The organism is Salinimicrobium sediminilitoris (assembly GCF_020866905.1).
GTDB classification, from domain to species: Bacteria; Bacteroidota; Bacteroidia; order Flavobacteriales; family Flavobacteriaceae; genus Salinimicrobium; species Salinimicrobium sediminilitoris.
This window is the reverse complement of sequence record NZ_JAIVCC010000005.1, coordinates 179,979-200,207: the sequence shown is the minus strand read 5'-3', so window position 1 is coordinate 200,207 and position 20,229 is coordinate 179,979. Positions and strand designations below refer to the sequence as shown.

At 40.4% G+C, this 20,229-nt stretch carries 19 protein-coding genes; 10 read left to right on the top strand and 9 right to left on the bottom strand.

The genetic code is table 11. The features are described from left to right. Positions 1-508 precede the first annotated feature (508 nt). From mce to LA313_RS05985, 5 genes are read left to right on the top strand one after another with little or no spacing between them, the layout of a single operon-like run. The gene (gene mce / locus LA313_RS06005) at positions 509-919 is read left to right on the top strand and encodes a methylmalonyl-CoA epimerase (protein ID WP_228913774.1); all 411 of its coding nucleotides are present in this window, start codon (positions 509-511) and stop codon (positions 917-919) included. Between the two features lie 11 nt (positions 920-930). Then, on the top strand, positions 931-2,490 hold the full coding sequence (locus LA313_RS06000; protein WP_228913773.1) for an acyl-CoA carboxylase subunit beta: 1,560 nt from the start codon (positions 931-933) through the stop codon (positions 2,488-2,490). A 10-nt stretch (positions 2,491-2,500) separates the two neighbouring features. Beyond that, positions 2,501-2,872, top strand: a complete 372-nt coding sequence (locus LA313_RS05995) for an OadG family protein (RefSeq protein ID WP_228913772.1) — start codon at positions 2,501-2,503, stop codon at positions 2,870-2,872. A 10-nt stretch (positions 2,873-2,882) separates the two neighbouring features. Beyond that, on the top strand, positions 2,883-3,311 hold the full coding sequence (locus LA313_RS05990) for a biotin/lipoyl-containing protein (protein ID WP_228913771.1): 429 nt from the start codon (positions 2,883-2,885) through the stop codon (positions 3,309-3,311). A gap of 54 nt (positions 3,312-3,365) precedes the next feature. Continuing rightward, the gene (locus tag LA313_RS05985; protein WP_228913770.1) at positions 3,366-4,619 is read left to right on the top strand and encodes a sodium ion-translocating decarboxylase subunit beta; all 1,254 of its coding nucleotides are present in this window, start codon (positions 3,366-3,368) and stop codon (positions 4,617-4,619) included. A gap of 60 nt (positions 4,620-4,679) precedes the next feature. On the opposite strand, the gene LA313_RS05980 is transcribed toward LA313_RS05985, so the two are convergent. The 5 genes from LA313_RS05980 to purN all read right to left on the bottom strand — a co-directional run bounded on the left by LA313_RS05980 (position 4,680) and on the right by purN (position 9,703). Beyond that, positions 4,680-5,348 (bottom strand): DUF2490 domain-containing protein, encoded by a 669-nt coding sequence (locus tag LA313_RS05980; RefSeq protein ID WP_228913769.1) that lies wholly within the window; start codon positions 5,346-5,348, stop codon positions 4,680-4,682. A 325-nt stretch (positions 5,349-5,673) separates the two neighbouring features. Next, a complete protein-coding gene (locus tag LA313_RS05975) occupies positions 5,674-7,572 on the bottom strand; it encodes an amidophosphoribosyltransferase (protein WP_228913768.1) in 1,899 nt (632 codons plus the stop codon). Between the two features lie 64 nt (positions 7,573-7,636). After that, positions 7,637-8,560 carry a PfkB family carbohydrate kinase gene (locus LA313_RS05970; RefSeq protein WP_228913767.1) on the bottom strand — a complete coding sequence of 308 codons (924 nt, stop codon included), beginning with the start codon at positions 8,558-8,560 and terminating at the stop codon, positions 7,637-7,639. A 65-nt stretch (positions 8,561-8,625) separates the two neighbouring features. Further along, entirely contained in the window at positions 8,626-9,108 is a 483-nt protein-coding gene (rnhA, locus tag LA313_RS05965) for a ribonuclease HI (protein ID WP_228913766.1), read from the bottom strand. Then, positions 9,101-9,703: a phosphoribosylglycinamide formyltransferase gene (gene purN, locus LA313_RS05960; RefSeq protein WP_228913765.1), complete on the bottom strand. Its 603-nt coding sequence runs from the start codon at positions 9,701-9,703 to the stop codon at positions 9,101-9,103. The genes rnhA and purN overlap by 8 nt, the downstream gene beginning before the upstream one ends. 148 nt (positions 9,704-9,851) lie before the next feature. Here purN and LA313_RS05955 point away from each other — a divergent pair, with 148 nt between their 5' ends. The 5 genes from LA313_RS05955 (at position 9,852) to pyk (ending at position 14,130) form a co-directional block, all read left to right on the top strand. Beyond that, entirely contained in the window at positions 9,852-10,088 is a 237-nt protein-coding gene (locus tag LA313_RS05955; protein WP_013069791.1) for an acyl carrier protein, read from the top strand. A gap of 16 nt (positions 10,089-10,104) precedes the next feature. Then, positions 10,105-11,358 carry a beta-ketoacyl-ACP synthase II gene (gene fabF / locus LA313_RS05950; RefSeq protein WP_228913764.1) on the top strand — a complete coding sequence of 418 codons (1,254 nt, stop codon included), beginning with the start codon at positions 10,105-10,107 and terminating at the stop codon, positions 11,356-11,358. 6 nt (positions 11,359-11,364) lie between these two features. After that, positions 11,365-12,102, top strand: coding sequence for a ribonuclease III (rnc, locus tag LA313_RS05945; protein WP_228913763.1), 738 nt, complete (start codon positions 11,365-11,367; stop codon positions 12,100-12,102). Positions 12,103-12,211: 109 nt separating this feature from the next. Then, positions 12,212-12,700, top strand: coding sequence for an IPExxxVDY family protein (locus LA313_RS05940; RefSeq protein ID WP_228913762.1), 489 nt, complete (start codon positions 12,212-12,214; stop codon positions 12,698-12,700). Continuing rightward, positions 12,700-14,130 carry a pyruvate kinase gene (gene pyk, locus LA313_RS05935; protein ID WP_228913761.1) on the top strand — a complete coding sequence of 477 codons (1,431 nt, stop codon included), beginning with the start codon at positions 12,700-12,702 and terminating at the stop codon, positions 14,128-14,130. The genes LA313_RS05940 and pyk overlap by 1 nt, the downstream gene beginning before the upstream one ends. Positions 14,131-14,968: 838 nt before the next feature. On the opposite strand, the gene LA313_RS05930 is transcribed toward pyk, so the two are convergent. The 4 genes from LA313_RS05930 to aspA form a co-directional block, all read right to left on the bottom strand. Further along, the gene (locus LA313_RS05930; RefSeq protein ID WP_228913760.1) at positions 14,969-16,135 is read right to left on the bottom strand and encodes a porin; all 1,167 of its coding nucleotides are present in this window, start codon (positions 16,133-16,135) and stop codon (positions 14,969-14,971) included. A gap of 20 nt (positions 16,136-16,155) precedes the next feature. Then, on the bottom strand, positions 16,156-17,496 hold the full coding sequence (locus tag LA313_RS05925; RefSeq protein WP_228913759.1) for an anaerobic C4-dicarboxylate transporter family protein: 1,341 nt from the start codon (positions 17,494-17,496) through the stop codon (positions 16,156-16,158). 201 nt (positions 17,497-17,697) lie between these two features. Next, on the bottom strand, positions 17,698-18,762 hold the full coding sequence (locus LA313_RS05920) for a type II asparaginase (RefSeq protein WP_408641368.1): 1,065 nt from the start codon (positions 18,760-18,762) through the stop codon (positions 17,698-17,700). Positions 18,763-18,808: 46 nt separating this feature from the next. Further along, on the bottom strand, positions 18,809-20,218 hold the full coding sequence (aspA, locus tag LA313_RS05915; RefSeq protein WP_228913757.1) for an aspartate ammonia-lyase: 1,410 nt from the start codon (positions 20,216-20,218) through the stop codon (positions 18,809-18,811). Between the last annotated feature and the right edge of the window lie 11 nt (positions 20,219-20,229).

Below are 20,229 nucleotides of genomic sequence, written 5' to 3'. Positions count from 1 at the left end.
TTTTTTTCCGTTCAGCTGTTTTCCCTTTACAGGAATTCTGAAAATCTTTCCCGTAAAGTTAAATATAAGTTTTAGGATTCGATGGCTAAAAGCCAATGATTTTAATCATTTTTTAAGAAAAGGTTTTCGTTGAAATTTGTGGTAAGGGTTTTTTAGAGATCCATTGAAAAGTCTTGTCATTACTACAACGTTTGCGTTAATTTCAATAAAATTGTTGAGAAATTCAGGTCACGTTGAGTTAAAGTTTCGTTATCTTTATAATGCAAAAAAATGTATCAAAATGGTACACCTAATAAGACACATTTCACATTCGTTTAGGTTGCGCTTTTCATATCAAAATTTGAGAATTGCGCTGCCTCTCATTTTTCCCTGGGTGGCCAAAATGTGCCCCGTGTTATCTTTTCCTGTCGAGGCAGAGAAATTATTAGTTTACCGGAAGAAAATAGAAATCGCCTTGTGCGATTTTTTTTTGCTCAAAACTGAAATCTATTTAAAAATCATATAAGTCATGGAACCAACGCATATAGAACATATAGGTATTGCAGTTGAAAGCCTTGAAGAGGCCATTCCCTTTTACGAAAAAACCTTTGGGTTAAAATGCTACTCTGTGGAGGAGGTTAAAGACCAGAAGGTGAAAACAGCTTTTTTTAAAGTGGGTCAGACTAAAATAGAACTATTAGAATCCACAGATCCTGAGGGACCAATAGGAAAATTCCTTGAAAAGAAAGGCCAGGGCGTGCATCATATTGCTTTTGCGGTAAAGGACCTGCCTGCAAGGCTGGAGGAACTGGAACAAAAAGATGTGAAGTTAATAGACAGAACTCCAAGAAAAGGAGCAGAAGGCTTGAACATAGCTTTTCTGCACCCAAAATCCACTTTTGGGGTGTTGACAGAACTCTGTGAGGAACCGGTAAAATAATCTAGAAAAAAATGACAAGTCAGGATAAAGTAAACGAATTGATCCAAAAACGGGAAATAGCCCGATTGGGTGGTGGGCAGAAGCGTATAGATGCCCAGCATGGAAAAGGGAAATTAACTGCCAGGGAAAGGATCGACATACTTCTGGACGATGGGAGTTTTGAAGAATTTGACATGTTTGTCACCCACAGGTCCACGAATTTTGGAATGGAAAAAACCAAATTTCTTGGAGATGGTGTTGTGACCGGGCATGGAACAATAGACGGGAGAGTAGTTTATGTGTTTTCTCAGGATTTTACCGTCTTTGGAGGATCTCTTTCTGAAACCTTTGCTCAGAAAATATGTAAGGTCATGGATATGGCCATGAAAGCGGGAGCCCCGGTTATTGGGATAAATGACAGTGGAGGAGCCCGTATCCAGGAAGGGGTCACCTCTCTGGCCGGCTATGCTGAAATTTTTGAACGCAATATTCTCGCTTCGGGAGTGATTCCGCAGATATCTGCCATTTTTGGTCCCTGTGCGGGGGGAGCTGTTTATTCTCCTGCTCTTACCGATTTTGTAATGATGACCGAAGAGAACAGCTATATGTTCGTAACCGGTCCTAAAGTGGTAAAAACGGTAACCGGGGAAGACATTTCTGTTGAAAATCTTGGCGGGGCCAATATTCACTCCTCAAAATCGGGCGTATCCCACTTTAAGGTGTCCAGCGAAGAAAATGGTTTATTGCTTATAAGAAAGCTGCTTTCATATCTTCCGCAGAACAACCTGGAGGAAGCACCCATTTTTAGTAATAATGATCCCATAGACAGGCGGGACGACTTTTTAAACACGATCATACCGGATAATACCAATCAACCTTACGACATGCAGGAGGTGGTCTACAGCATAGTAGATGAAGGAGAATTTTTGGAGGTGCACAGGAATTATGCAAAGAACATCATTGTTGGTTTTGCCAGGATGAATGGAGAATCCATTGGGATTGTAGCGAATCAACCTAATTTCCTTGCCGGTGTTCTCGATAGTGATGCTTCCAGGAAAGCAGCCAGGTTTGTGAGATTCTGTGACGCTTTTAATATTCCGATTTTAACCCTGGTCGATGTCCCTGGATTTCTACCCGGCAGCGGACAGGAATATGCAGGTATTATTATCCATGGTGCAAAATTAATGTTTGCGTATGGAGAGGCTACTGTTCCCAAAATCACTATCACACTGAGGAAATCTTATGGAGGAGCGCATGATGTTATGAGTTGTAAGCAACTTCGTGGGGATCTCAATTATGCATGGCCATCGGCTGAAATTGCTGTAATGGGAGCTTCGGGAGCCATTGAGGTACTCGAGGGAAGAGCGATGAGTGAGATCAAAGATCCGGAAGCCAGAGCAAAATACAAGGCAGAAAAAGAACAGGAATATCAGGAGAAATTTGCCAATCCGTATCAGGCAGCTGCTTATGGATATATAGATGATGTGATAGAACCGCGTAATACCCGTTTCAGGATCATTAGAGGGCTTCAAACTCTGCAAACCAAGAAGGTTACCAATCCTCCTAAAAAACACAGTAATATCCCACTATAGTTTGATTATTATGGAAGAAACAACAACGTCTGTAGTAGACTGGTCACAAATATGGATCATCACAGGAGTAGGTTATACAGTTGTGTTTTTTGCTCTCCTTATGCTCATGTTCCTTTTTAAAAGTATGCCGCGGGTCTTAAATCTTGGTCTTAGTAAGAAGATAAGAGAGGTAAGGGAAAAAGCCGCTGCAAGGAGGAATGGAGATGCCAAAGAGGAAAAATATATTTCCGGGGAGGTAAGTGCCGCAATTGGTTTGGCCTTAACCCTTTATTTTAAGGAGCAGCACGACGAAGAAAGTGGTATAATAACTATAAAACGTGTTGCCCGTACCTATTCCCCATGGAGTTCTAAAATTTACGGAGTAAACAATAATCCCCGATAATTTATTCAAAATGAAAAAATTTGATTTTACAATAAACGGAAATAAATATTCGGTCGATATACAGGATATTGAAGACGATCTTGCTACCATTCATGTGAATGGGACAGAGTATGTAGTGGAAGTCCACCAGGAAAAGAAAAAGCCTGTAAAAACTCCAAAACTGGTAAGGGAAAGCGTAGTAAGGCAGCCCGGGGAAGGTCGAATAGAAAAGAAACAATCTGCTGGTGGATTTCCTGTAGAGGCCCCGCTACCGGGAAGTATCTTTAAGCTAAAGGTTAAAGTTGGAGATACTGTAGCAAAAGGTGATTCCCTGCTCATCCTGGAAGCTATGAAGATGGAAAATGATGTTTTGGCAGACCAGGCAGGGGTAGTAAAAGAAATAAAAGTAAAGGAAGGAGATGCTGTACTTCAAAACGATCTTCTACTTGTGATAGGGTAAGATTTTTATTCAGAAGAATAAAAGCTGCTCCCTAATCCTCAAAACCAAGTTATTGTGAAAAAATTTCTAACCGTTATAAGCATACTGGGTGTTTTATATCTTATTCCTCTCATTTTTGGCGGGAATTTGATGGCCCAGACAATAATGTCTGAATTACCTGAAGAAACTGGTGGTCTTTTAGAAGGGCTACGCCACTTCTGGGAATATACAGGTTTCTCAAATGTGAGCTTTGGGAATATAATTATGATTGTCGTCGGCCTCTTCTTTATATTCCTTGCCATTAGGTTTCATTATGAACCTTTACTGTTGATTCCAATTGGAACCGGGATTCTTCTGGGGAATATTCCTTTCCCTGCAGGTGCAGGAGTAGGAATCTATGAATCGGGTTCTGTACTTAATTATCTGTACTTCGGGGTGACGCAGGGGATTTATCCCCCGCTTATCTTCCTGGGAATTGGTGCAATGACCGATTTTTCCTCTCTTATTTCCAATCCGCGTCTTATGTTGTTGGGTGCAGCTGCACAGATAGGGGTTTTCGGGACCTTTGTTGGTGCTGTTGCCCTGGGTTTTGAAATTCATGAAGCGGGTGCAATATCAATAATTGGAGGAGCAGATGGTCCCACCGCAATATTTGCCTCGGCAAAAATGGCCCCGCATTTAATTGGTAGTATAGCCATTGCAGCTTATTCATACATGGCCCTGGTGCCCGTTATCCAGCCTCCTATAATGAGACTTTTAATTTCAAAAAAGGAAAGGCTTATAAAAATGAAGCCACCGCGCGCAGTTTCTAAAACTGAAAAGATCCTGTTCCCAATCATAGGTTTGTTGCTTACTACCTTCATTTCTCCATCGGCCATACCGCTTTTAGGAATGCTTTTCTTCGGAAATATCCTCAAAGAAAGTGGGGTGACAGATCGTTTAGCCGATACAGCGAGAACCAAAATGATCGATATTGTAACCATTCTGTTGGGGGTTACTGTGGGTGCATCAACACAGGCAAGTGTATTCCTTACCGGAAGTTCAATTAAAATCTTTGCCCTGGGTGCTGTTTCTTTTATTATCGCAACAGCCGGGGGACTAATCTTTGCTAAAGTGATGAACTTGTTCCTAAGTACAAATAATAAAATTAATCCTTTAATTGGAGCTGCAGGGGTTTCTGCCGTGCCAGATAGTGCGAGGGTAGTACAACAGGAAGGGATTAAAAGTGACCCTTCAAATCACTTGCTCATGCACGCCATGGCTCCAAACGTGAGCGGCGTGATAGGTTCTGCTGTTGCGGCAGGTATTATGATAAGTTTCTTAATGTAAATTAGAAATGATAGTTGTGAAAAAGTCCCGGGTAGAACCGGGACTTTCTATTTAGGCTCCTCACTTTATCTCCCTCGAAAACAGGTCTGTTTTGAAAAACATAGCTAGCCTTAACCGATCATAATGGGCACGATCAAAATGCAGCTTTAAATAGCCGAGCTCTACACGGAGGTTTGGATTTAGACGATAACCCAGCCCCAGGGCCATTCTGTTTTGATTAAAATATGGCCTACCCACGTTGATAAAGATCTCATTGAAGACAGACAGGTATATACTTTTGTAAAGCGGATGCTCCACCTTTAATCTGTAGCGTAGTCTGTGGGACAGGTCATATTGAGGCTCCTGTCTCGTCCATAATGACTCAAAGCGGTACCGATGGGAAATTGCGAAGTTAGAGTAACGACTGTTAAGATTAAACTCTCCCCAGGCTCTGTGTTGCACGATTGGTCTATCTTCTGAATATGATTTCGAATAGAAGTAATCGTAGCCCACAGAAACCAATGCGTTCCCTGAAAAGCGATAGGCAAGACCGGTGCGAAGCAGTAAAAACTGAAAATCGTCAAAAACCCTGTAATGTTGAGAAATAGCTGTAGTTCCCAGGCACCATTTTTCAGATAATTCATGCTGTCCAATGAGCTCGATCCAGCTACCTGTAAGCTCATCGGGATTCTGTGCCGAAAAAGAGGAGCTGTAGAACAGAAACAGTAGTAAAAATGCCCTTTTTGACACGTTAGTAATTTCCCTTAAAGTTAAGGAATAACGGTATTGTCTAAAAGAAATTCCCCTGGTAATTACTCTTCAAAAATGCCTTTTTTGGGAGGTCTTATTTCTAATGTTGGAAACTTGAGAGGAGAAGTAATTGGAACTTATATAAAATAAAAAAGGTGGAAAGCTCCACCTTTTTTGCCCCAAATCTACCATGAACTTAACCTACTTATGTTATGGCTTCGTAAAAATAGACTTTATTCTGAGTCTGTGAGAGCTTTTTAGATGAACTGCATGTATTTTAGTCAAACTGCACAAAGTACGTTAAAAGCGTCGGAAAAAAACCTTTTTAATAGGCTCTATCAGTACTTCCTTCGTAAAAATTTATAAATGCACGATTGACTACCCTGTTTCCTCCAAAAGTTGGATAATCTCCTGTAAAATACCAGTCTCCAAGGTTTTTTGGGCATGCCTTGTGAAGGTTTTCTACAGATTGGAATATGATTTTTACTTCAGCTTTAATGCTTTCATCGCTCAGCAGTTCTGCTATCTTATCCGAAATTTGTTCATCGGTAAAAGGAGCATAGATTTCTTTGACAAAATTTTTCACTTCCTTATCATCAAGATCTACCTGCTTTTTACATTTCTCATATACCTCTTCCACAATGTGAAGTTGATCGTTTTCCTTCAGAAGTGCGAGCGCGGCCTGAAAAGCCACTAAATTCTCCAGTCTTGCCATATCTATTCCGTAGCAATCTGGATAACGTATTTGAGGAGCAGAAGAAATAACGATGATCTTTTTTGGATTGGTTCTGTCCATCATCTTAAGGATACTCTTCTTCAAAGTAGTACCCCGTACAATACTGTCATCAATGATTACCAGGTTGTCTTCCGGTTTTACCACGCCATAGGTTACGTCATAAACGTGAGCCACCAGGTCGTCACGACTGCTGTCTTCGGTAATAAAAGTGCGTAGTTTTGCATCTTTAATAGCGATCTTTTCGGTCCTTAACCTGTGGGCAAGGATCTCCTGTAAACGAGCATCGGTCAAGGTTTCTTTTTCGGCAAGAATAGTGTCATTCTTCTGCTTGTTAAGCTCATCCTGGGCCGCTTCCACCATTCCGTAGAAGGAGGTTTCAGCTGTATTGGGAATAAAAGAGAACACGGTGTTCACGGTATCGTGATCTATTGCCTTCAGCACTTCGGGCATTAACAGCTTTCCAAGCATTTTTCGCTCCTTGTAGATCTCGGCATCACTTCCGCGGGAAAAATAGATACGCTCAAAGGAACAGGCTTTTCTCTCCAATGGCTCAAGGATCTGTTTGATACGAACCTCTCCATTTTTCTTGGTGATGATCGCATGCCCCGGTGGTAACTCTTCTACTTTATCAAAATCAACGTTAAAGACGGTTTGAATGACAGGTCTTTCTGAAGCGACTACCACAACCTCGTCATCGCGATAATAATAACACGGTCTAATACCTGCAGGATCCCGAAGTACAAAGGAATCCCCATGACCTAAAAGGCCGGCCATGGCATAGCCGCCATCCCAGTTCTTAGCCGATTTTCTAAGGATCTTGCTAACTTTTAACTGCTCGGCAATTAGCGGGGAAGCTTCTACCTTCGAGTAACCTTCATTCTTTAGTTTCTTATACAGTTTACGAACTTCATCATCCAAAAAATGCCCAATCTTTTCCATTACAGTGACAGTATCTGCTTTCTCCTTTGGGTGTTGACCTAACTCAACAAGATTGTTGAAGAGCTGGTGAACATTGGTCATGTTAAAATTTCCTGCCACGATGAGGTTCCTGTGCATCCAGTTGTTCTGGCGAAGAAAGGGGTGTACGTTTTCAACACTGTTCTTACCAAAGGTGCCATACCTCACATGACCCAGGAACAATTCGCCCAGGTAAGGGATATACTTCTTCTGCAAGGCAACATCATCTGCGTACTCAGGATGTTGTTTTATCTCTTCATTGATACGATCATTGATCTGGGCAAAAATATCCTGAATGGGCTGTGCTGCATTGGACCTGATACGGCTAATGTAGCGGTCACCCGGCTGAGTGTTGAGCTTAATGCTCGCAAGACCGGCGCCGTCCTGGCCACGGTTATGCTGCTTCTCCATCATCAGGTACATTTTGTTCACCCCATAAAATGCTGTACCGTACTTCTCCTTATAGTATTCCAAAGGTTTAAGAAGGCGCAGCTGGGCAATTCCGCATTCGTGTTTTAAAGCATCACTCATAAACTGTTGTTATTTGACCTGGGTTTAGTCATAAAAAAAGCCCTGAAATTACAGGGCAGAATTATTAAGTAAGTTTTATCTGGAATTGTGTTAGAGCTTTAAACTCTTCCAGGCGTTGATGCACATCTTCTTTGGTTAGATCCTGCATCCTCTCTGTACCAAATTTTTCAACACAAAAAGAAGCAAGGTTAGAACCATAGATCACTGCATTCTTCATGTTCTTAAAAGATATGTCACCTGTATGGGCCAGATATCCTGTGAAACCACCGGCAAAGGTATCTCCTGCTCCTGTGGGATCAAAAACTTCTTCCAATGGTAAAGCAGGTGCGAAAAAAATCTGCTCGTTATGGAACAAAAGTGCCCCGTGTTCGCCTTTTTTGATCACTACGTATTTAGGACCCATTTCGGCGATCTTACGGGCGGCCTTTACAAGAGAATATTCATCTGTAAGCTGTCTTGCTTCCTCATCATTAATAGTAAGGGCATCAACTTTACTAATCACTTTCATAAGATCATCCCAGGTATTGTCCATCCAGAAGTTCATTGTGTCGAGCACTACTAACTTTGGTCTTTCAATTTGTTCAAGAACGCTTAGCTGTACCAATGGGTGCAGGTTTCCAAGCATCACCACACCTGGTGCCTTGAAATTTTCCGGTACTACAGGCTGGAAGTCGGCTAAGACATTTAGCTGTGTGTCCAGGGTGTCACGGGAGTTTAAATCATTATGATATTTTCCGCTCCAAAAGAAGGTTTTTCCTCCCTTTACGATTTCAGTACCTTTTAGGTCAATACTCCTGTTCTTAAGGAGATCGAGGTATTCCTGCGGGAAATCTTCTCCGACTACAGAAACAATTGCACTTTCAATATCAAATTGTGCAGCAGAGAGACCGATGTAAGTTGCCGCCCCGCCAAGGATTTTATCTGTTTTACCAAAAGGGGTCTCGATGGCATCAAAAGCAACGGTACCCACTATTAATAATTTATTCATAGTGTTCTTTAAAAATGAGGTGCAAATATACGGTTTTGTTTTTCAAGCAATAAAATGGAAAGGTCTTAAAAAAGGCTTTTTGAATCGTCTTCAAATCCTGTGTCTATTAAAAGGCGGTTTCCTTTTGATGCTTTCACGGCTAAAGCATCACAACGCTCATTTTGAGGGTGTTCGTTATGTCCCTTGATCCATTTAAATCTTACTTTATGCTTGCGGTACTCCTTGAGAAATTCGATCCACATGTCAGAATTCTTTCGGTCTTTAAATCCCTTTTTTTCCCAGTTGAAGACCCAGCCTTTCTCGACAGCATCGGCCACATATTTTGAATCTGTGAAAACGATAACCGTCGTTTCAGGATTTTTCAGCTTTTTCAAGGCTTCAATAACTGCAAGAAGTTCCATGCGGTTGTTGGTTGTATGTTTGAAGCCTTTAGAGAATTCTTTCCGGTAAGGTTTTCCCACCCATTCCATCACAATTCCGTAGCCACCCGGGCCGGGATTTCCTCTTGCGGCGCCGTCTGTATAAATGTGAACCTGGGCGTTATGCATCTTCTGAAGAAAATAAAAGATTCTCGATCACCTTCGGGAAATACTCAAGTTCCAGCTGATGAATTTTTTCAGCTATATCTTCAACAGTATCTTTTGCTTCAATAGCTGTTGTTGTTTGAAAAATAAGCTCTCCCTCGTCATATTTATCATTCACATAATGAATGCTAATTCCTGTTTCCACCTCTTTCTGCTCTAAAATGGCTTTATGAACGTTCATTCCGTACATGCCTTTTCCTCCATATTTGGGAAGCAGGGCAGGGTGAATATTGATCACTTTGTTAGGGAAACGTTTAATTATTTTTTTCGGAAACATCCACAGGAAACCGGCCAGTACAATGAGGTCGGGTTTTATATCCTTTAGTAAATTAAGAACATCATCGCTTTCATATAGTGCCTCGCGATCAAAATGCAGGGCTTTTACCTCCAGGTCATGGGCCCGTCGCAAAACTTTTGCAGTACGGTTATTTGAAAATACGGCCACGACTTCTGCAGTTCCTTGCTTCAGAAAATATTTGATTATATTTTCAGCATTAGATCCATTACCCGAGGCGAAGATCACGATTTTCTTTTTTGGGGAATTCTCAACTTTTTGCAAGAGAAGCGTCTTAACAATTATTAGCAGGTAAAAATACTGGCTTTAGGCGGAAATTATGTAATTTACCATCACATTTTTCAAGTAAAAACAGGTTTTAAAATAAAGTTTTTTATTTTTGCCACTTAATTTAAAATTAAAAACACAAGTTATGTCAGACATTGCATCAAGAGTAAAAGCGATTATCGTTGACAAGTTAGGAGTTGACGAGAATGAAGTAGTAAACGAAGCTAGCTTCACCAACGACTTGGGCGCTGATTCATTAGACACTGTAGAGTTGATCATGGAGTTTGAGAAAGAATTTGATATCCAGATCCCAGACGACCAGGCAGAGAACATTGCTACTGTGGGTCAGGCAATCTCTTATATTGAAGACGCAAAAAAATAAAAAGTAACATATCCTTATGGAGTTAAAGCGAGTTGTAGTAACTGGATTAGGTGCCCTTACCCCAATTGGAAAGAATATTGATGAATATTGGGAAGGTCTTGTAAACGGTAAAAGCGGGTCTGCACCCATTACATACTTTGATGCCGAAAAATTCAAAACTAAATTCGCTTGTGAGATCAAGAACTTCAAAGCTGAAGATTATTTTGATCGAAAAGAGGCCAGAAAATTAGACAAGTTTGCCCAGTATGCTTTAGTAGCTTCAGATGAGGCTATAAAAGATTCGGGGCTCAATCTTGACACTATAGATAAACTTCGCGTTGGAGTCATTTGGGGTGCAGGGATTGGAGGTCTTGAAACATTTCAGGATGAGGTTTTGGCTTTTGGAAAAGGTGATGGAACCCCAAGGTTCAATCCCTTCTTCATTCCGAAAATGATTGCTGATATCGCGCCGGGAAATATCTCGATTAAGCACGGCTTTATGGGCCCGAACTATACTACTGTTTCGGCTTGTGCTTCTGCTGCAAATGCGCTTATCGATGCCCTTAATACCATCAGGTTAGGTTACAGTGATGTAATTGTTACCGGAGGTAGTGAGGCAGCTGTCGCTCCCGCAGGAATGGGTGGATTTAATGCCATGCATGCCCTTTCAACCCGCAATGAAAGTCCCGAGACCGCTTCGAGACCATTCGATGCGACTCGTGATGGATTCGTCTTAGGTGAAGGTGCAGGTGCTTTGATTCTGGAAGAATATGAGCATGCAAAAGCCAGAGGCGCAAAGATTTATGCAGAAGTAGTTGGTGGAGGGTTGTCTTCGGATGCTTACCACATGACTGCCCCACATCCCGAAGGGATTGGAGTTGTTGCTGTAATGGAGAACTGCCTGAAAAATGCCGAACTTAAGCCCGAAGATGTAGATCACATTAATACCCACGGAACATCTACTCCGCTTGGGGATGTGGCCGAACTTAAGGCTATCAAGAAGGTGTTTGGAGAGCATGCAAAAAACATTAATATCAATTCGACCAAATCGATGACCGGTCACCTTTTGGGTGCTGCCGGAGCTGTTGAAGCGATTGCATCAATTCTCGCCATGAAACATGGAGTTGTTCCGCCTACGATCAACCACGAGGTACAGGATGAAAATATCGATCCAGAACTTAACCTCACTTTGAATAAGGCGCAAAAAAGGGAAGTGAAAGTGGCCATGAGCAATACATTTGGCTTTGGTGGTCATAACGCCTGCGTGCTATTCAAGAAGCTGGACGAGTAAAATATCATGAGTGTTATAAGAAACATATTAAATTCCCGCTCTTCCAGAGGCGGGAATTTTTTTGTCGAATTGACAAAGATCATGGGTTTCAAACCTCGTAACATTTCACATTATAAAAAAGCCTTTACACACCGGTCTCTAAACCAGAAAGACGCCGAAGGGAATGCCATTAATTTTGAAAGAATGGAGTTCCTTGGAGATGCCATGCTTAGTGCAGTTATCGCCTCCCACCTGTTCAATGAAGTTCCCGGCGGTAATGAAGGCTATCTTACCAAGATGAGGTCCAAGATCGTAAGTCGCAAACATCTTAATGAGTTAGGCAAAGATCTGGATTTGATCAAACACATCAATACTAACATTCCAACCGAACAATTTGGCACAAATATTCACGGCAACCTCTTTGAAGCCCTAATAGGGGCTATTTATCTTGACAGAGGTTACAGGTACACCAGTAAGTTCATCTATGAAAGAGTAATAGAACCTTATGTAGATATAGAACAGTTGGAAGGTACTGTGATTAGTTACAAAGGTCTTCTCATCGAGTGGTGTCAAAAGGAAAAAAAGGAATTTAACTACGAAGTTTACGAGGACACGGGAAAGGATGAATTAAAACATTTTGCCGTTAAACTTCGAATTGATAACAGGGTTGTGGCCAAAGCCCGGGCAACTTCAAAGAAGAAAGCTGAAGAAAAAGCATCTAAAAGGGCCTATTATGCCTTCCAGACGAAAATTTCCACATCTTAAAAATATCACAGAAACTATAACGTTTTCGTAAGATATTCTGAAAATAAGGCCCAAAAAAATTAATTATCTACGATACAATAATTATCTTTATCCTTTGATGTAAAATCATATGCCGGCGCACAAACTGGTTTTAGATGAAGTTTTTGAACAGCCTTATAAGCTACTTGCAATACATTCTTCGGTAGAGGAATTCAAGCTGGCTTACCTGTTGAACAAGCATATAGACCTAAAGTTGGCCAGAACGCCAAAAGACATTGATCTTCATAAAGGGAAAGAAAGCATTTTATTCGCCCATTTTATTTATGAAGATCTGCAGAAATATTGCACCTATCATCTGGTGAACAATGTCGCCAGACAGGAAGGCAGGTCAGGGTCAGATTTAGATTCTCTTTTTTTTGGAGATCAACTGGCTGTCAAAAAATCATTTTTATTACCGGAATTCAAGCAGGTAGATTTTTTGGTGAAGATCGAAGATGAACTGGATGCAATATCAACAAAAATGCTCATCTCCAGGATCCTTGAGATCCCGCAGGTTTCTACCGCTTATGCCATTGATTTTCATCGCATAAAAACAAAAGAAAATTTAATATTTGACTAATGCCGAATACGAAAAAGACTAAGATTGTGGCCACCCTCGGGCCGGCCTCAAGTTCTAAAGATGTATTGAGAGATATGATGCTAGCAGGTGTGAACGTGTTCAGGATCAATTTTTCTCATGCCGATTATGAAGATGTAAAGCAACGTATGAAAATTATACGTGAGCTCAATGAAGAACTGGGCTTTACCACAGCCATTCTGGGTGACCTGCAGGGGCCAAAACTCAGGGTTGGAAAAATGAGGGAGGAAGTTGTGGTTTCAAAAGGAGACGAAATCACTTTTGCCACGGGAGAGGAGTTTGAAGGAACATCTTCCCGGGTCTATATGAACTATGACGAATTTCCTCAGGACGTAAAAGCCGGAGAACGTATTTTACTGGATGATGGGAAACTAATTTTTGAGGTAGTAAGCACCAATAAGAAAGATGAGGTTCTGGCTAAAGTAGTTCAGGGAGGACCGCTTAGGTCGAAAAAAGGAGTTAACCTTCCAAATACATCGATCTCCCTTCCCGCTCTTACAGAAAAAGACATTCAGGACGCCGAATTTGCAGTAAAGCAGGGTGTGGACTGGATTGCGCTTTCTTTCGTTAGGAATAGCGATGACCTTATTGAGCTTCAAAACCTTATTAAGGAACATACAGATGAAAAGATCCCGATAATTGCCAAAATTGAAAAGCCCGAAGGTGTAGATAATATCGATAAGATCGTAGCTTACTGTGATGGTCTTATGGTAGCACGTGGAGATCTTGGAGTGGAAATTCCGGCGCAGGAAGTACCTCTTATTCAGAAGCAACTTGTTTTAAAGGCTAAAAAGGCGAGAATTCCGGTTATTATTGCCACCCAGATGATGGAAACCATGATCACCAGCCTTACCCCTACAAGGGCAGAGGTTAACGATGTAGCCAACTCGGTTATGGATGGGGCCGATGCTGTGATGTTGAGTGGAGAGACTTCTGTGGGGAATTATCCTGTGCAGGTGATCGAGAAAATGAGCCAAATTATTATGAGTGTTGAAAATTCACCACTTATTAAAGTTCCTCATGAACCACCACATGTGCGTACAAAGAGATACATTACTAAATCAATTTGTTACCATGCAGCTCATATGGCCAATGAGATCAAGGCACAAGCTATTTGTACCCTTACCAATAGTGGTTATACCGCATTCCAGATCTCTGCCTGGAGACCTGAATCCAATATTTTGGTTTTCACCTCCAACAAAAGAATTCTTAACCAATTGAGTCTGCTGTGGGGAGTACGTGCTTTTTATTACGATAAGATGGTGAGTACAGATGAAACTATAGACGATATCAACAGGATCGCAACAGAATTTAAATTCGTTGAAAAAGGTGATTTTACGATCAACCTTGCAGCTATGCCAATCACCAATAAAGGAATGGTAAATACGCTGAGGATCTCGGAAATAGAATAGATGTGAGATTTTAGACTGTAGACTGGAGAATTTAGATAAGAAAAAGCCACAGAGACAAGATCTTTGTGGCTTTTTTTTGGGACTATTTCAAGAAGTGTGTAAGTAAAATCATCGGTTTTGTTTTTTCTTGTTTTACCTGAAGGTTTGTGGGTAAAATTTTTAGATCCTTTTCTAGATTTTTATATCATGTCTACTGATCTTTAATTATTTTTGCCGAGGGGGAAGTTTTCGATTGAGTTTAATCCGCTTTACGAATTAGGAGCTTGCTACATTAAATATTTTCCTGTAATTACTATATCTATTGGATATTTTATCTTTCAACAGTTTGGTATTCTTCTTATCCAGTATAATGATAAGCAAGTGACTCTCTTTGGCGGCATGAGCTTGATGAAAAGATTTATTGATTGAACTGGAATAAGAGATTATTTACAGGAATTGAGTTTAACTCAACCTGGTTCCGATCGAGGCGATTTTAGGTGCTCTGGAAAGGCATCTTATACCATCCAAAAATTGCATGGAGTGTTTGTTCATACCTGAGCCAATCACATTAGATCTAACAGGATGCTCCTGTCCAGAAACTTGGCCAAAAAGTTTCTATAATGTGGTTGGGTAAAATATACTACCTGAGTGATATTCTTGTCTTAAAACCTAAAGCATTAAGTACACATTGGTGATCTGGATTCAAACCCTTTATTAATTCAAAATGCTTTGTAAGTTTAATCTTCATTAGCCCCAAGAATTCTGAAAAAAGCGAACTTCTGTAGAATTTAAACAAAAAAAAGCTGCCTCACCATGATCTGGTAAGACAGCCTCTTTCAACAATCAACTTCAACTTTTATTACAGCACCAACAAAGGCGCAATAATACCAACACTTAACCTACCTGTATCTTTATCAATGGACGAAAATTTATTCTCTGAAAAACCAGAATAGTCATATTTTCTAGCCACATATCCCACATATAATTTTAAATTTAAATCATCGAAAGGAAAATATTGTACGGTAGGAATTAATCCAAAAGTAGTCACTAATCTCTCAGAATCGCCATCAATCTTAGCATAGGTGTTATTTGTCATAACAGTTAAGAGTAAGTTTATCTTAGGCTGAATTTGGTATTCTGCTCTCAACCAGTGTTCAATATACTTTACATCTTCTGCCGGAGCCTGAAAACCTGTAGCTATAATTTCCGAAGCAATTCCTTTATTATCTAAGGCTTCCATACTGTACTGAAAGTCGTACATAAGAGTGAAGTTATTTGACTTGAATTTGTTACCAAGTACAAAATAGTTCATTCCCTTGTCTTCAGCTTCATTAAAGAAACTGTAACTATAAGCAGTTTCTACCTTTCCATTAAATAATTTTCCTCTCCAGGAGGTGACCACTGCCAAAGGTAATTTTGAGGGTGTTAATCCGGAAGTATCGTACCCCTCATATTGAACATCAAAAGATTTGGTTCTGGTATTTAAAGCTTGCAAACCAAAGGTGTTTTTTCCGTCTTTCAAAGTGTGAGAAAGACCTGCACCTATTAAGTAATTATCTGCATATTCAATTAGGTCATTATATTCTAAAATGTCTATGGGATTAAAATCTAGCTCCATTCCACCCCAGTCGGCAGATTGCTTACCTACTGTAAGTTTGGTTTGAGGTGAAAGTGCGAAAACCAGGTAAGCGAGATCTGTTGATCTACTCATATTATCCAGATCACCTACTCTATGTTCTCTGGTATATCTATCCCGAAATCTAAAACTTACCTTTTCATGTATTTTACCTTTAACCTCCAACCGAAATTGATTGGCAGAAAAATTTGAACCTGTGTATTCTCCATCTGCAAATCTATTATCAAAGGCCAGGCGAGTATTAAAGATAACATCAACGTCTTTCAATAAAGACTGCTTTTTGGTGGGAATTATTGATTCATATTCCAGGTCTGATTTATTTTCCTGGTTTTGCGCAATTGCTAAAACTGGCAATAGCATAACAACGAAGTAAACAATATATTTTTTCATTTTTTATTTCCATTTTAAAATTAGAGTATAAGGAACCCCAGAAGGAATCCTACTGACACAGCAACGATGGTAGACGCAAATCCGGGAAGGTTAAAACTGTGATTAATCACGTACTTTCCAATTTTGGTACTTCCTGTCCTGTCAAAATTGATGGCTGCCAACAAAGTTGGATAGCCGGGTAAAACGTAGAAACTATTTACGGTAGGGAAAGAAGCTATCAGGACTAGAGGAGATAAGCCTAAACTAATCCCCAGTGGCACCAGTGTCCTTACGGTAGCTGCCTGGCTAAACATGATAATTCCTAAAGCAAATAAAGCAATGGCGAAAGTCCATGGATACGCATTTACTACACTACCCAAAGATTCTTTGATGATTTCTGAATTGTTTTGCATGAAAGTGGAAGCCATCCACACGACTCCAAAAACTGATATCGTCGCCGATGCCATAGAACTAAACAAACTAACCTGAGTAACAGTCACCGCACTGGTTTTTGTAAGCAACATCATTGCTGCAGAAGCAGAGAGTGTGATAAGACATATAACAGTAACCATCGAAATAGTACCATCACCCTTTACTACTAAATCACCTTCTCCGGGACCAAAATTTGGCAACAAATCTGGAAAAGCCCCGGCCAGTACAATAAGTAGAATTGCCACACTAAAAACCAGAACAGAGTTTTTAGCTCCCGCTTTGACCTTTTTCTCACTACCTTTTGGACTGCTTTCAATACTCGCTGCAAACTCAGAATTTTTCATTTTTTCCAAAAAGACAGGATCTTCATTCAGCTCTAACCCTTTTTTTCTTACAACGAAACAAGCGGCCAGAGTCCCTAATAAGCCCGCCGGAATAGAGATCATCATGACGTCAAAAAGCGCCCCCGGATAACCTAAAATCACTACAAGAGCAGCAGTACATGCACTAATGGGACTCCCGGTAAGGGCTATGTGAGATGCAATAACAGAAGCACTTAGTGGACGTTCCGGGCGTATCCTTTTTTTGGTGGCTACTTCAGAGATAATCGGTAGTATGGAATACACTATATGAGAAGTTCCTGCAAACAGACATAACACGTAAGTCGCAAAAGGAGCAATGAAAGTCACGTTTGAGGGATTATTTCTAATCACCTTTTCGGCTAAACCAACTAAATAATCCAGGCCTCCTGATGCCTGAAGCGTTGCGGCAGTGGTTACAATAGCGATTATAATTAGCATCACATCCAAAGGAGGGCTGCTGGGTTTCATATGGAAACCAAAAACAAAAATCACTAGTCCAAAGATTCCCATTACTCCAAGACCAATCCCTTTCATTTGAGATCCAATAAGGATCATCACTATAAGAACGGCGAATTCAATCCAAAACATAAGCTTAGAAATTTAGTTGACCTCAGTCACGATTAAGCATAAAGTCTCTAACGAGGCTGTCTAAAAGCCTTATTTAATTCAACCTGAAATCATTACAGGTTCTAATAAAAACTGGGAAATCTGATTCTTTGGATTCTGAAATGACCTCAGAAAGATTTTCCTATAGCTCTTTAGACAGCCATGTATTCTGAAGATTTACTGTTAATATTTGAAGAAGTTGTTTTGAATTGAAGTGCGATTACTGGTCTCCATTAAAGAAAGCATGAGTAAAATTCTCGCTTTCTGAGGATTGAGATCATCGGCTACAACAAATCCAAGCGCTGCATCATCTACTTCATTGTAAAGCGTAGTTCTACCAGCTCCTGTTCTGTTTGACCGGCAAACAACTATTCCTTCTTTAGAAGCTCTTTCAAGAGCCTTACCTACGGGTGCATTAAAGTTCCCATTGCCCATGCCGGCATATACTATTCCTTTCACTTTAGTTTTAATGAGTGCATCAACAGGAACCGGACTGGCGTCTGCATAACCATATATGATCTCAACCTGAGGTAGAGAAGTCGCCTTACTCACATCAAATTTTTGAGAAGGATTACGAGTGGATTGATAGTAAAAATTTACTTTTCCGTCGTATATCAAACCTATTGGTCCAAAATTGCGTGACTGGAAAGTCGAAGTACTGGTAGTGACTGTTTTTGTTACATCTCTGGCGTCAAATACAAGTCCATTCATCGCTACCAAAACCCCTTTCCCCTGGCTGGCAGGATCTGCGGCAACCATTACTGCATCTAAAAGGTTTTTATTTCCATCCTGACTCATTGCTGTAGAAGGACGCATTGCACCAACCAGGACAACAGGTTTGTCAAACATTACAGTTAAATCCAGAAAGGTACCTGTTTCTTCCATGGTGTCAGTCCCGTGAGTGATCACAACAGCATCGGCAGAATCTTCTTCAAAAATCCTATTTATCCTTTTGGCCAGTTTCAACCAGACTTCAACGCTCATATCCTGGCTGCCGATTTGTGCAATTTGCTCTCCACTAATTTTAGCAAGTTCATGAATTTGAGGTACAGCGTTTAATAAGATGTCAACGGGAACTGTCCCTGCTGTATAAGCAGCTTTAGTTTCAGATTCTCCCGCGCCGGCAATGGTGCCTCCGGTTGCAAGGATGGTAACTCTCGGTAACTTCTCTGTGTTACCTGTATTTGTTTGAGCTTGCATTTGTAAAGTCAAAGCAAAAACGAATAGCATTAAAATTCTCTTTTTTATTCTAAGGGTTTTCATAATTATTTAATTTTAAATTGTTAGGGGTTGTTTAAGCATTTATAAATTGAGGGTTAATTAAATTTTCAAGAGAGTAAATCTCATCCCACTTAAACTGGGAAATCAGCTTACGTTCAAGGACTACGATATCGTGAACACTTTTTCCGGTTTTGAGAGCTTCCCCGGCGATACTGGCACTTTCTTCATACCCTAGAATCGGGTTAAGTTGAGTCACTATTCCAATACTATTCATAACCATATTGAAACAATGTTCTGTATTGGCAGTAATACCGTCAATACATTTAACCACCAGGCTTTCAATGGCATTTCCTAAATAGTCTAATGAAGTGAAAAGCGCAAAAGCAATGACAGGCTCCATTACATTAAGTTGTAGTTGCCCCGCCTCTGCAGCCATAGTCACTGTTAAATCCTGGCCAATCACGTAGAAACAAGTTTGATTGACTACTTCAGGAATAACAGGGTTTACCTTGCCTGGCATGATGGAAGAGCCAGGTTGCCGGGCTGGCAGGTTAATTTCATTAAATCCTGTTCTCGGCCCGGAGCTTAACAGTCTTAAATCATTACATATCTTAGAAATCTTGACTGCAGTTCTTTTTAGAGTACCCATTATTTGAACATATGCCCCTGTGTCCACAGTGGCTTCAACTAAATCTGGTGACAATGTGAGGGGAATACCAACTTCTTTCTGAAGATATTCCAGACACTTCTCAGCATAACCATAGGGAGTATTCACTTTTGTTCCTATAGCTGTAGCTCCCATGTTAATTTCTAATAGAAGTTGTTGTGCTTCTTTAAGTCGCTTCACATCCTCTCCAATTGTAGTTGCGTAAGCGTGAAATTCCTGTCCCAAGGTCATAGGTACTGCATCCTGTAGCTGCGTACGCCCCATTTTAAGAACTGTCTTAAATTCTTCTTCTTTTTTTGAAAAGGCAGTTTCGAGGCTCTCCAGCTTAGTAATAAAGCTTTCCATCTTTAGATACAATGCTATTCGAAAAGCAGTTGGATAAGCGTCGTTGGTAGATTGAGAGCAGTTAACGTGATTATTTGGATGCAAAAACTGATACTCTCCCTTTTGATGACCTAAATATTCGAGCCCAATATTGGCAATTACTTCGTTAGCATTCATATTTACAGAAGTTCCTGCACCTCCCTGAATCAAATCACTCACAAACTCCTTATCGTATTTCCCCAAAACAAGTTGGTCTGCTCCATAACATATTGCTTCAGTTATTTCAGGATCCAAAACACCACAATCCCGGTTTGCCAGGGCAGCAGATTTTTTGACAAAACCAAAGGCTTTTATTAGTAGAGGTTCTTTTGATATGGATAATCCTGTTATGTTAAAATTTTCTAAAGCTCTGAATGTTTGAATTCCGTAGTAAACATCATTTGGAATAGACAATTCACCCAAAAAATCATGTTCTTTTCTTGTAGCCTTCATAGCATAATTAT

What these genes read in the sequence shown, in the direction of transcription:
- mce (WP_228913774.1), top strand. Translation starts at nt 509, where the DNA reads ATGGAACCAACGCATATAGAACATATAGGTATTGCAGTTGAAAGCCTT.
- LA313_RS06000 (WP_228913773.1), top strand. Translation starts at nt 931, where the DNA reads ATGACAAGTCAGGATAAAGTAAACGAATTGATCCAAAAACGGGAAATA.
- LA313_RS05995 (WP_228913772.1), top strand. Translation starts at nt 2,501, where the DNA reads ATGGAAGAAACAACAACGTCTGTAGTAGACTGGTCACAAATATGGATC.
- LA313_RS05990 (WP_228913771.1), top strand. Translation starts at nt 2,883, where the DNA reads ATGAAAAAATTTGATTTTACAATAAACGGAAATAAATATTCGGTCGAT.
- LA313_RS05975 (WP_228913768.1), bottom strand. Translation starts at nt 7,572, where the DNA reads ATGAGTGATGCTTTAAAACACGAATGCGGAATTGCCCAGCTGCGCCTT.
- LA313_RS05970 (WP_228913767.1), bottom strand. Translation starts at nt 8,560, where the DNA reads ATGAATAAATTATTAATAGTGGGTACCGTTGCTTTTGATGCCATCGAG.
- rnhA (WP_228913766.1), bottom strand. Translation starts at nt 9,108, where the DNA reads ATGCATAACGCCCAGGTTCACATTTATACAGACGGCGCCGCAAGAGGA.
- LA313_RS05955 (WP_013069791.1), top strand. Translation starts at nt 9,852, where the DNA reads ATGTCAGACATTGCATCAAGAGTAAAAGCGATTATCGTTGACAAGTTA.
- fabF (WP_228913764.1), top strand. Translation starts at nt 10,105, where the DNA reads ATGGAGTTAAAGCGAGTTGTAGTAACTGGATTAGGTGCCCTTACCCCA.
- rnc (WP_228913763.1), top strand. Translation starts at nt 11,365, where the DNA reads ATGAGTGTTATAAGAAACATATTAAATTCCCGCTCTTCCAGAGGCGGG.
- LA313_RS05940 (WP_228913762.1), top strand. Translation starts at nt 12,212, where the DNA reads ATGCCGGCGCACAAACTGGTTTTAGATGAAGTTTTTGAACAGCCTTAT.
- pyk (WP_228913761.1), top strand. Translation starts at nt 12,700, where the DNA reads ATGCCGAATACGAAAAAGACTAAGATTGTGGCCACCCTCGGGCCGGCC.
- LA313_RS05930 (WP_228913760.1), bottom strand. Translation starts at nt 16,135, where the DNA reads ATGAAAAAATATATTGTTTACTTCGTTGTTATGCTATTGCCAGTTTTA.
- LA313_RS05925 (WP_228913759.1), bottom strand. Translation starts at nt 17,496, where the DNA reads ATGTTTTGGATTGAATTCGCCGTTCTTATAGTGATGATCCTTATTGGA.
- aspA (WP_228913757.1), bottom strand. Translation starts at nt 20,218, where the DNA reads ATGAAGGCTACAAGAAAAGAACATGATTTTTTGGGTGAATTGTCTATT.